This window comes from Filimonas lacunae (assembly GCF_002355595.1).
Lineage (GTDB): Bacteria > Bacteroidota > Bacteroidia > Chitinophagales > Chitinophagaceae > Filimonas > Filimonas lacunae.
This window is the reverse complement of sequence record NZ_AP017422.1, coordinates 7,771,149-7,783,740: the sequence shown is the minus strand read 5'-3', so window position 1 is coordinate 7,783,740 and position 12,592 is coordinate 7,771,149. Positions and strand designations below refer to the sequence as shown.

The window sequence follows — 12,592 nt, the reverse complement described above, 5'->3', positions numbered from 1 at the left end:
TTTTGTTTCATTGTTATTATCTTATCTCCTGATCACCCTCTTCTTTAAACAAGTCTATAATACCGTCCTTAAACTTATCCCAGAAGCTATTCAATCCCTTCCTTTTTCTCATATCTATTGTTTCAACTGGCGCTGCCACCTGTGCAGTTGCTACGGTTTCTGCAACCTCTTCTTTTTTCAGGCTTTCAGGCACCACCACTTTTTTAAAGCGGTTGTCGAACTCTTTACGCTGATGCTCGTAATCGCTGAAACCTTTTAATATTAAACCTATACAGGTAGAATACATCGGCTTTTTCAGCTCATCAATATGATTAGCGGCCAGATGCTCGTTAGGTAAACCTATGCGGGCATTTAAACCAGTAACATATTCTGTTAACTGTATCAGGTGCTTTAATTGCGAACCACCACCGGTAAGGATAACGCCACCATTCAGTGTTCTGTTGTCCAAACCCACCTGTTTTAAATGATATGTAACAAAATCCAGTATCTCGCTCATCCTTGCCTGGATAATGTTTGCCAGATTTTTTACACTGATCTCTTTAGCAGGCATGCCTTTTAAACCAGGTATGGTAATAAAGGCATTGGTTTTAGCCGCATCGGCTAATGCACTACCAAACTGAACCTTCATGGCTTCGGCCTGGCTTTTCAGCACACCTAATCCCATGCGTATATCGTTGGTAATGTTTTCTCCACCAAAAGGTATAACAGCAGTATGCTTTAATATACCTTCATAAAACACTGCCAGATCGGAAGTACCACCTCCAATGTCCAGTATGGCTACACCCGCTTCCATATCCACTTCGCTCATTACAGCAGAAGCAGAAGCCAGCGGTTGCAATACCAGGTCTTTGGTTTTTAAACCGCTTCTTTCTACAGAACGGTTAATGTTGCGTATCGCATTTCTGTCACCTGTAATGATGTGAAAATTCGCACCCACTTTCACACCGTTGTAACCTACAGGATCTTTAATGTTCTGAAAATTGTCAACATGAAAATCCTGTGGAATCACCTCAATGATCTGATCACCTGCAGGAATAAAAGTCTTCTTCTGATTATCAATCAGCTGCTCAATTTCCCAACGCTCAATTTCAGTGTCCGAGTCCTGCCTTACAATGTCGCCACGTGTTTGCAAACTCTTGATATGGTGCCCTGCAATACCTACATACACCTCGTTAATTTCCAAATCCGGGTTGCTTTCATAGCAGTTTAGCAAAGCCTGTTGTATGGCTTTAATCGTCTGGTCAATATTAAGCACCTGGCCGTGTTGTACGCCACTGCTATTGGCGCGGCCAAAGCCTAGTATTTCCAGTTTCCCATACTCGTTTTTGCGTCCGGCAATGGCAGCAATTTTCGTTGTGCCAATGTCAAGACCCACGATGATGGGTGCTTCGTTTGGGTTCATAGATACGTGTTTTAGTTGTTCGTTGTTGTTGTTGTTATTGTTCAATCTCCCTTTGTTACGTTCCTAATGTCTTCTTTGCATCACTGCTCTTGGCTTTGGTGCCGCTGCTGCCGGCCTTGCCGGCCTGTTACCTGCAGCTGCCGTAGTATCCCTTCTGTTGCCATTAGCCGTTGCTGCCTGCACTGCCGCACTGCCACCCGATAAACCGGTTGCCTGTGCTATGCTGTTGTTTAGCTGCTGTATAGCCCTGGCACTGTCAGGCACACCTGCACTTACACCTCTGCGCGTTGCCACTACCTGCCCTGCGTACTGCACATCAATTTTCTCGTACTTCTCAAATCCTGCCTTTGCCCACACCTGCTTATAAAAACTATACAACCGGTCAAGTTTGTCGTCAAGATTTTCTGCACTGCCTAACTCAATCACCTGGTTCCCTAACTGGGGGATGATCTGGTAAGTACGCTGTGGCGTAATATCTACCTGTGCCACCAGGTCGGTCCAGAATGAATCCCTTCCAATGGTCTGCGCTATCTTCTTCACCTCCTGCAATACAATACTGTCTGTAGCAGACAGCTTTGCTTTTTCGCCGGGAAAAGAAGTAAACACCGGAACCCTTGCTGTTAACCTGTCGCTCAAAGGCAACCGGGTACCTGAACTGTCGATATAAAAAGAACTTCCTTCTATGGTAAAAACCCTTGCCAACGGCTCACGCTCTTCTATCTTCACCTGCAACACCCGGTTATTATCAAAGAACAGCTCCGCGTTTTTTATCCATACATCCTTTTCTACCCTTGCTTCCAGCCTGCGCAGCATTACACTGTTCACCGGCACTCCCTTTTCTGCTCCGTTCTTTGCCAGCAAAGCCAGCAAATGTTTTTCATCTACAAACACATGTTCTTCCGCGCCTTCAATTTCAATATGCACCGCTTTGCAACGCTGGCTGTTTTTCTTTTGCACACCGGCAACCAGCAGGCCTGTTGTCAGCAGCCCCAGCACGCACCATGCCATGAATTGAAGTCGTTTCTTCCACATATCAAACAGCTTTCACCAGTGCCTTATGCACCAGTAAGTATTTCTTTTACAGGTTCCAGTAAAGCATCAATATCTCCTGCTCCCGACATTACCAGTAACGAAGGGCGTTGTTGACCTACATACTGTAACATTTCTTCCTTACTCAGCAGCTTTACATTGCTATGTTTCATGTAACGGGCTATCAGTTCGCTGGTAACCCCTTCCATGGGCAACTCTCTTGCCGGGTAAACAGGCAACAATATCACCTCATCGGCCAGGTCAAGGCTTGCTGCAAATTCTTCCGCCAGGTCTTTGGTACGGCTAAATAAATGCGGCTGAAACACTACCGTACAGGCAGCATTTCCATACAAGCTTCTTACACCAGTTATCAGGGCTTTTAACTCCTGCGGATGATGTGCATAGTCATCTATCATTATCTTCCCTTCTTCCCTCACCAGGTATTCAAACCTCCGCTTCACTCCTTTAAAACTGGCTACTGCCGCTTTGATCTTCTCATCATCAATGCCCAGGTATTTAGCCACTGTAATAGCTGCTACACTGTTTTCTATATTATGCAGGCCGCCCATGTGCAACACCACATTATTCAGTTGCCAGTTGTTAGCAATTACATTATAGTGATACGAACCATCCATCACTTTTACATCTGCCGCATAAACATCGGCACCTGTTTGGTCAAAGCTGTAAGTAAAATGGTGCGCAGCCTGCAACTCACTGCTTCTGCTAAGGCCATATTTACTTACCAGGCATCCACCCGGCTTTACGCGCTGCGAAAACTGTACAAAAGCATTTTCTACTTCTTCCGCTGTTCCGTAAATATCTAAATGGTCTGCATCCATAGCCGTAATCACGGCTACATCAGGCACCAGCTTTAAAAAACTTCTGTCATATTCATCGGCTTCTACCACAGCTACATGACGTTCGCTGCTCCAGAAATTGGTATTGTAGTTGGCCGATATACCACCTAAAAATGCGTTGCATCCATAGCCAGTATGTGTTAATATATGCGCTGTCATGGTGCTGATGGTAGTTTTACCATGCGTACCACCCACACATACATTAAAAGAACTTTCTGTTATCCATTGCAACACATCGCTGCGTTTTACCACTTCAAATCCCTTCTCCCGGTAATACACCAGCCCGGCATGTACAGCCGGAACAGCAGGTGTGTACACCACCACATCCACATCCAGCGGTATAGCAGTGATGTCTTCTGTGTAATGCACCGGAATACCTTCTGCTACCAATGCTTTGGTTAAAGGCGTTTCGGTACGATCGTACCCACTTACCCTTACACCACGCGATACAAAATACCTGGCCAGGGCGCTCATTCCTATGCCGCCTATTCCTATAAAATAAATCCTCTGTATGCTCTCCAGCTTTGCCATCTGTTTGTATTCGTATGCGTTTAACCGCCTATTGCTTTTATTACTGTTTGTGCTATCACTTCATCTGCATCTGTAACCGCCAGTTTGCTGATGTTTTCTTTTAACACCTGTTGTTTCTCTTCATCCATGGCCAATGTTGTCAATGCCGAAAACAATTTGGTGCGCACCTCACTATCTGCTACCATTACAGCCGCATTCTTTTCTACCAGGTATTTGGCATTCACCGTTTGATGATCTTCTGCCGCAAACGGAAATGGCACAAACACCACCGGCTTTTTTACTACACACAATTCGGTTACCGCCATAGCGCCCGCCCTGGATACAACCACATCGGCAGCAGCATAGGCTTTATCCATATCCACTATAAAATCGTTCACCCACACATTACGCATGGTTCCACCGGTTTGCTTGTACGCTTCTGCATTTACTTTACCTGTTTGCCACACCAGTTGTAAATCCAGTGCTTTTAAATCAGACAAGTGACTTATCATCACTTCATTAATGCTTCTGGCTCCCAAACTGCCCCCAACCACTAATATGGTTTTCTTGCTTTCGTCCAGTCCAAAAAAATCCAGCGCTTCGGCACGGGTAACCTTCGACTGCACAATGGACTTACGCACGGGGTTGCCTGTGATAGTTATTTTACCGGCAGGAAAAAACTTTTCCATGCCTTCGCTGGCCACAAAAATGCGGGTAGCTTTTTTACCCAGCAGCATATTGCTTTTACCTGCAAACGAATTGCTTTCGTGTATAAAAGTGGGTATGCTTTTTTGTTGTGCATAACGCAGTACCGGAAAACTGGAATATCCACCTACTCCTATTACCGCATCTGGCTGAAATGCGTTGATGATTTTGCGTACCTGGAAAAAGCTTTTCATCAGCTTTACCGGTAAACCAATATTCTTTATCAAAGAGCTGCGGTTAAAACCCGCAATATCTAATCCTTCAATATTATATCCTGCCTGCGGCACCCGCTCCATTTCCATTTTGCCTTTGGCGCCTACAAACAAAATTTCTACACCAGGAAGCTGTTGTTTTATAGCATTGGCTATAGCTATGGCCGGGAATATATGCCCGCCTGTGCCACCGCCCGCTATAATAATTTTATGCTGACGTGCAGAAGCAGTAGCACCGCTTCCTCCGTTATTTGTTGTATGGTTTATTACCTGACTCATTTATTTATATAGCTTCCGCTGTCAACTTATTATTCTTTACTTCCTATGCTGCCGCTACTGCCGGCGTTACAGGCGCTTCTGTTAATTCTTTTTCAGAAGCCGTATTTTCCAGGTTCCTGGCTACACTTAGTATAATCCCGATGGCCGCACAGGTAAACAGAAACGAACTACCTCCCATACTTACCAGCGGAAGTGTTACCCCTGTTACCGGCACTATGTTCACATTCACCGCCATATTCGCCACTGCCTGTATCACCAGTGTAAAGCTTAACGCCAACGCCAAAAATGCCCCGAAGGCATACGGACATCGCCGGAATATGCTGATACACCTGAAAAGGAATACCAGGTAGATAAATATGATAAAGGCCCCGCCCAGCAAACCATATTCTTCTATGATAATAGAATAAATAAAGTCGTTATACGCCTGCGGCAGATAGTTCCGCTGCCGGCTGTTTCCCGGACCTAAGCCAAACACCACCCCACCATTGGCAATGGCCATTTTAGCCTGCTGCACCTGGTAAGGCACTTCATTGTCTTTGGCATACATAAAGCTTTGCACCCTGCCTACCCAGGTAGAAAACCTGCCAAACAAACCCGAGCTGTTATGATCGCGTGGCTTGCCATGGGTTGCCATGGCCACACTTACTATAATAGCTATAGGTATTAACGCCAGCCCTACCACCAGCAAAATATGCTTTACACTTACCCTGCCTATGAACAGCAACAAAAGCGAAATAGCTCCTGTAAGCAGTGCATTGGAAAGGTTGGCCGGCATAATAAGCACACAGGTAACAGCAATAGGCGCTATTAATGGCAAAAAGCCTTTTTTAAAATCTTTTATCACTTCCTGCTTCCGGCTTAACTGTCGCGACAAATACATAAACAAGGCCAGCTTGGCAAGGTCACTTGTTTGTATGGTCATATGTATCACCGGTAATTTAATCCACCGGCTGCCATCGTTAATACGGGCGCCGAAAAACAACGTGTATACCAACAGGGGTACCGAAATAACAAAAAGCAGCAAAGCCACCCTGCTGTATACGGTATAGTTCACGCGGTGTAAAAAATAAATCACCAGCATGCCCAGTATAATAAAGCTTAGTTGTTTAAAAAGGTATACCTCCGTATTGCCTTTATACATTTTATAAGCCAAAGAGCCGGTAGCACTATATACTACCAAAAGCGATATCATTGCCAGTAATATCACAATACCCCAGATAAACCTGTCTCCCCTGGTTTTACTCAAAAGATTACCTTTTGCCTCTTCAACAGAGCCAATCTGGGAAAAAAGTTTATCTGAAGTCTCAGTCATTCCATATTTATTTTACAGGTCGCGCACCGCCTGCTTAAACTGATCGCCCCTGTCTTCATAATTCTTAAACAGGTCAAAGCTGGCGCAGGCCGGGCTTAATAATACTACATCTCCTTTCGCAGCCATCTGAAAAGCAGTTTGAACCGCTTCTTCTGCAGTAGCTGTGTCTGTGATAGAAGATACCATGCTTCCAAAGGCTTCGTGAATCTTTTGATTCTCAGAACCCATGCACACAATAGCTTTTACCTTCTCTTTTACCAGGTCTTCGATCAATGAATAATCATTCCCTTTATCCACTCCGCCTAATATCAGAATGGTGGGTTTGCTCATACTTTCCAGGGCATACCAGGTGCTATTCACATTGGTAGCTTTGCTATCATTAATAAACTCAACCCCTCTAACAGTAGCTACATGCTCCATACGATGCTCCAGGCTTTCGAAGGTTTTAACGGCTTCCCTTATCTTCTCCTTTCTAATGCCTAAAGTAGCGGCGGCTATACCTGCAGCCATAGTGTTGTACTGGTTGTGTTTACCTTTCAAAGCAAAGTCATAAATGCTCATGCTTACCCGTTCTTCCTGTACGCGTATCATCATTTGATCGCCTTTAATGCTTCCGCCTTTTTTGATTTCCTGTTTCATAGAAAATGGCAATGAGTTAGTGTTAAGGGTTAAGTTTCCTAAATGCCTGACTATTACATCATCGTCTGCGCAATAAATGAAAAAGTCATCTGTTCCCTGGTTCTCAATAATCCTGAACTTACTGTTGATGTAATTCTCAAACTTGTAATCGTACCTGTCTAAATGATCTTCGGTAATGTTCAGTAAAACTGCTACGTCCGGCCTGAATGTTTTAATGTCATCCAGCTGAAAAGAACTAATTTCTGCCACATACAGGGGCTTTGCGTCCTCCGCCACCTGCCGTGCAAATGAATATCCAATGTTTCCTACCAGCGCACAATCCAATCCGGCATCTTTGCAGATATGCCAGATCAGCGAGGTGGTAGTACTTTTTCCATTGCTACCTGTTATGGCAACTATTTTACTGTCGCCTTTAAAACGATAGGCCAGCTCAATTTCACTGATTACAGGTATGCCTTTGGCGCGCACCTGTTTTACCATCTCGTTTTTCTCCGGAATACCCGGGCTTTTCATCACTTCATTGGCATTCAGTATTAATTCTACCGTATGCTTTCCTTCTTCAAAGGCAATGTGATGATCCTGCAGGTCTTTCCTGTATTTATCTTTCAGGGTGCCGGCATCGCTTACAAACACATCATACCCTTGCTTCTGCCCCAGTATGGCTGCGCCTATTCCGCTTTCGCCTGCTCCTAATATCACTAACCGATGGCTCATTCTTACCTACCTGATTTTAAGGGTAATGATAGAAAACACCACACACAATACGGTAACGATCCAGAAACGCACTGCTATCTTGCTTTCATGAAATCCTTTTTTCTGATAGTGGTGATGCAGCGGGCTCATTAAAAATATCCGCCGCCCCTCGCCATACTTCTTCTTCGTGTATTTGAAATAGCTTACCTGAATCATTACGCTCAGCAACTCTATTAAAAACACCCCACAGAAAATAGGGATCAATAATTCTTTACGAATGATAATAGCCAGTGAGGCAATAATACCTCCTAAAGCCAAACTTCCGGTATCGCCCATAAACACCTGCGCCGGGTAAGCATTGTACCAGAGAAAACCGATACACGCCCCTACAAAAGCACCAATGAATATGCTCAGCTCCGAAAGGTTAGGTATGTACATTACATTCAGGTAATCGGCAAACTTATAGTTACCGCTTACATAAGCAAACACACCAATAGCTGCACCAATTACCGCACTCACCCCGGCTGCCAACCCATCCAATCCGTCGGTGATGTTGGCTCCGTTAGATACTGCCGTGATAATAAAGGTTACAATCAGTATATACACTACCCATGCGTAATCTTCGGCCCATTTGCCCATCCAGCTTACCAGTTTGGTATAGTTGAACTCGTGGTTTTTAACAAACGGAATAGTAGTGATCGGTGTTTTTACCCTGGCAAAACGATGCTCTTCGCCATCCATTACACGGGTAACTTCATTTACTTTTTTATCGCCCGGGTGAATACCTACAGTAGTTCCACCGTCGGTAATAATTTCACGCTCCACCACCACGTTATCGTTGAAATATAAAGTAGCGCCGATAATAATACCTAAACCCACCTGGCCAATAATTTTGGTTAAACCAGCCAAACCATCTTTATCACTTTTCTTATACTGCTCGCCACGGGCCTGCGCAGTGCGGCGTGCTTTAATTTTAAAGTAGTCGTCTAAAAAGCCTATCGCACCTAGCCAAACAGTAGTCAGTAACATCAGGCGCACATACACTTTATTCAAATCGGCAAACAACAAGGTAGGTATCACTATTGCCAGCAGAATGATTAAGCCGCCCATGGTGGGAGTACCTTTCTTCTGCTGCTCACCGGCCAGTCCCAGGTCGCGCACGGTTTCACCAATCTGCTTTCTTTTGAGCATATTGATAATACGCTTACCGTAAACGGTGGCAATAAACAGCGACAGTAATATTGCCATCGCAGCCCTGAAGGTGATGAATTGGAAAACCCCTGCACCACTCAGGTTAAAATGTTGTTTCAGCCACGTGAATAAGTAGTATAACATAGTAGTTGTTCGTCGTAATTCTTATAAGCCCAATAATTCTTTTACTATCTCCTTGTCGTCAAAATGCTGCCTTACTCCTTTTATCTCCTGGTACTTCTCGTGTCCTTTACCCGCAATCAGAATAATATCTTCTTTCCCTGCCAGGCTTACCGCAGTAGCTATCGCTTCCTTTCTGTCCGGTATTACCATGGTTTTACGTTTGGTAGCACTGGTCAGTCCTGCTTCCATGTCTTTTAAAATATCCAGCGGATCTTCACTACGTGGGTTATCGCTGGTTAAAATCACTTTGTCAGACATATCGGCCGATACCTGTGCCATAATAGGGCGCTTGGTTTTATCCCTGTCGCCACCACAACCTACCACCGTAATTACCTGCTCGTGTCCCTTACGCAGTTTCTTTATAGTAGCCAGTACATTTTCTAAAGCATCCGGCGTGTGGGCATAGTCCACTATAGCAATCACCTTATTGGTGCTGATCACATAATCAAAGCGGCCTTCTGCACCGTTCAGCATACTTAACACACGCAAAACCTCTTCGTTAGGTTCGCCCAGGCAAATAGCTGCGCCATATATAGCCAGCAGGTTATAAGCATTAAACTCGCCTATAAGCCTGAAGTGTACTTCTGTATCATTTACCCGCATTACCAGGCCGGTTAAAGCGTTGTCCAGAATTTTACCTTTAAACTCTGCCAGGCTTTTCAGGCTGTAGTAATATTTTTTAGCAGGTGTGTTTTGCAGCATCACTGTTCCTCTTTTATCATCAAGGTTAGAGATAGCAAACGCATCTGAGGTCAGATTATCAAAGAAACTTTTCTTTACCCGGATGTATTCATCAAAGGTTTTGTGATAATCCAGGTGGTCGTGCGTGATGTTGCTGAACAAAGCGCCGGCAAACTGCAAACCAGTAATGCGGTGCTGATGTATAGCATGACTGCTGCACTCCATAAACACGTGCGTGCAACCACTTTCCACCATACGGTGCAGCAATGCATTTAAGCTTACCGCATCGGGGGTAGTGTGGGTTGCCGGTATAATATCCTTACCTATTTTATTTTCTACGGTGCTTACCAGGCCACAGGTGTAACCCAACCCGGTAAACAAGTTAAATAAAACAGTAGCGATAGTGGTTTTACCATTGGTGCCGGTAACGCCTAGCAGTTTCAGCTTTTTAGAAGGCTCGCCATAAAACTGGTGTGCCATATAGGCAACCGCTTCCTGGGTGTTAGATACCTGCAAATAGGTAATCCCTTCTTTTAACTGGGCCGGAAAGCTTTCGCAAACAATGGCAGTAGCCCCCAGTTCAATTGCTTTATCTATAAACAGATGGCCATCGGCCTGTACACCACGTATAGCTACAAATACACTGCCTTCGCTCACTTTACGTGAATCTATCTGTATATCTTTTACCTCCAGTGCTGTGTTTCCGTTCACAGACTGCAGATGCACTTTGTATAATATGTCTTGTAGTGTTGCCAATTGGCTTTATTTAATTCAGTTGAATAGTAACTTGTTGTCCTTTATTGATGGCCTGCCCTGCTGTGATAGACTGTGCCATCACTTTTCCTTTACCCGATATCTTCACTTTCAGCCCCATCGATTCGCACACATATATCGCATCTTTCAATCCCATCCCTCCCAGCGCCGGCATCTGCTTGTTATTTACCGGCAATGCCGCCACCACCGGTTTATCTGCCTGGCGGTACATCTTTGCCCAATCACCGCTTTCAGTAGTGTTATCGCTATAAGGAACGTTTAAAGTACCCAGCATACGCTTCATTTCATCCTTCATTCCTGTATAGCTGTAATAACTGCTGTCTGTTTTTTCCACCTTCGCCATCTTTACAGATGTCTTTTGTTTCACATACAGTGTATACAACCGGTCTGCAATATCCCTGAACACCGGCCCCGACAATCCGCCACCAAAGTGGTTGAAAGCATGCGGCCTGGTTCTTATCACTACAATGCAGCTGTATTGTGGTTTCTCTGCCGGAAAATACCCTACAAAAGAAGCCTGGTACACCCCATCGTCATACTTATACTTTCCGTCGGCCACATGTGCTGTACCGGTTTTACCTGCTACCGTATAAGGCGATAATGCAAAAATGCCTTTGGCCGTTCCCTCTGTTACCACCGCCCGCATACACTCCTGCGCCGCTTTTACCACATTAGGCTTACAGATACTTTCTGACAACACTACCGGGCTAAACTCTTTCACCGGAACTCCGTCGTTGTCAATACTGTTTACCAGGTAGGGCTTTACCATTTTGCCCCCGTTGGCTATTGCATTGTATAACGTCAGTGTTTGCAAAGGACTCATCTGAATAGCATAACCAAAGCTCATGGTTACCATTTCATGTAGCCCCTCATTACTCTTTTTCATCTTCGGCAGCTTCGGTTTTGTTTCGCCTACCAGGTCTATACCGGTAACAGAATCTAACCTTAGCTGGTGCAGGTAGCTTAAAAACTTACCCGGCTTAGATGCAAATGTTTTATATGCAATTTTGCCCATGCCCACGTTAGAGCTATGTGCAAAACATTCTTCTACAGTTAATACCGGCTTTGGCGCTGGCTCGTGATCTGTTACCATTCTCACGCCCACATACGCACTGCCGGTTGTTCCTACTTCCACTTTATCACTCAAACTGGTTCCTCCTTCGCTTAGCACCGATAACAGTGTAGCCAGTTTGATGGTAGATCCCGGCTCTGTATTACGTAAAGCATAATTCAGATTTTCGGAATAGGTGGTATCGTCATCATTTTTTCCCAGGTTGGCAATGGCTTTTATTTTACCCGTGCCCACCTCCATTACAATAGCGCACCCTTGTTCGGCCTGGTTATTCTGCAACATTTTCAGTAAAGAGCTTTCTGCTATATCCTGAATATGTACATCCAGCGTAGTGATCACATCCTTCCCGTTCTCCGATTCCAGCTGATAGTCTTCATCTACCGGAACGCTTACCCCACCACCTATATATCTTACCAACCGTTTTCCTTTTATGCCACTTAACACACTATCGTATGTTAATTCCAGGCCTACTTTCGATGAATCCCGGTCTAAACCAATAGTCCTGAAAGCCAGCATCTGGTAAGGGTTTAAACGCATGCTTCTTACTTCTGCAATAAACCCGCTTTTGTTTCTGCCCAGCCTTACCAGCGGAAACTGCTTCATCTGCTGGTATTCCCGGAAGCTTATTTTGCGTTTGAGCAGGAAGTACCTGTTCTTATGCTTATAGCCGCTTTGCAGCAGCTTTTTATACTCTTCCGTAGTACGATCTTTAAATAAATCAGCCAGGCAATAGCTCAGCGAATCCACATTATCTCTAAAACGCACTCCGCTTTTATCTCTTAACCCTTCGGCGCCAAAATCGATATAAACGTCAAACTGCGGAATGCTGGTACTCAGCATTTGCCCGTCTTCGCTATAAATGGTACCTCTTTCTGCGGCCGTTTCTTCAATGTGCTGATGTAGGCTGTCGCTTAAGTTGCGCCATTGCTTTCCCTGCACCTGCTGTATATAAAACGCCTTGCCCAGAATAACCACACATACCACCACCACAGCTATATAGCCGAGATATACACGCCATAGTATGTCACGTTTTACTTCCATTGATTCCCTCTG

At 44.7% G+C, this 12,592-nt stretch carries 9 protein-coding genes; all 9 read right to left on the bottom strand.

Annotation, left to right across the window (positions count from 1 at the left end):
• Positions 1–16: 16 nt before the first annotated feature.
• The 9 genes from ftsA to FLA_RS30885 all read right to left on the bottom strand — a co-directional run bounded on the left by ftsA (position 17) and on the right by FLA_RS30885 (position 12,580).
• A complete protein-coding gene (gene ftsA / locus FLA_RS30925) occupies positions 17–1,402 on the bottom strand; it encodes a cell division protein FtsA (protein WP_076379828.1) in 1,386 nt (461 codons plus the stop codon).
• Between the two features lie 63 nt (positions 1,403–1,465).
• Positions 1,466–2,434 (bottom strand): cell division protein FtsQ/DivIB, encoded by a 969-nt coding sequence (locus FLA_RS30920; RefSeq protein WP_084206262.1) that lies wholly within the window; start codon positions 2,432–2,434, stop codon positions 1,466–1,468.
• Positions 2,435–2,457: 23 nt separating this feature from the next.
• The gene (gene murC, locus FLA_RS30915; RefSeq protein ID WP_076379612.1) at positions 2,458–3,819 is read right to left on the bottom strand and encodes a UDP-N-acetylmuramate--L-alanine ligase; all 1,362 of its coding nucleotides are present in this window, start codon (positions 3,817–3,819) and stop codon (positions 2,458–2,460) included.
• Between the two features lie 20 nt (positions 3,820–3,839).
• Positions 3,840–4,994: an undecaprenyldiphospho-muramoylpentapeptide beta-N-acetylglucosaminyltransferase gene (gene murG, locus FLA_RS30910; protein ID WP_076379613.1), complete on the bottom strand. Its 1,155-nt coding sequence runs from the start codon at positions 4,992–4,994 to the stop codon at positions 3,840–3,842.
• Between the two features lie 43 nt (positions 4,995–5,037).
• On the bottom strand, positions 5,038–6,306 hold the full coding sequence (locus tag FLA_RS30905) for an FtsW/RodA/SpoVE family cell cycle protein (RefSeq protein WP_084206263.1): 1,269 nt from the start codon (positions 6,304–6,306) through the stop codon (positions 5,038–5,040).
• Between the two features lie 12 nt (positions 6,307–6,318).
• The gene (murD, locus tag FLA_RS30900; protein WP_076379614.1) at positions 6,319–7,659 is read right to left on the bottom strand and encodes a UDP-N-acetylmuramoyl-L-alanine--D-glutamate ligase; all 1,341 of its coding nucleotides are present in this window, start codon (positions 7,657–7,659) and stop codon (positions 6,319–6,321) included.
• Positions 7,660–7,665: 6 nt separating this feature from the next.
• On the bottom strand, positions 7,666–8,973 hold the full coding sequence (gene mraY / locus FLA_RS30895) for a phospho-N-acetylmuramoyl-pentapeptide-transferase (RefSeq protein WP_076379615.1): 1,308 nt from the start codon (positions 8,971–8,973) through the stop codon (positions 7,666–7,668).
• Between the two features lie 21 nt (positions 8,974–8,994).
• Positions 8,995–10,449, bottom strand: a complete 1,455-nt coding sequence (locus FLA_RS30890; RefSeq protein ID WP_076379616.1) for a UDP-N-acetylmuramoyl-L-alanyl-D-glutamate--2,6-diaminopimelate ligase — start codon at positions 10,447–10,449, stop codon at positions 8,995–8,997.
• Positions 10,450–10,459: 10 nt separating this feature from the next.
• Positions 10,460–12,580: a penicillin-binding protein gene (locus FLA_RS30885; RefSeq protein WP_076379617.1), complete on the bottom strand. Its 2,121-nt coding sequence runs from the start codon at positions 12,578–12,580 to the stop codon at positions 10,460–10,462.
• Positions 12,581–12,592 lie beyond the last annotated feature (12 nt).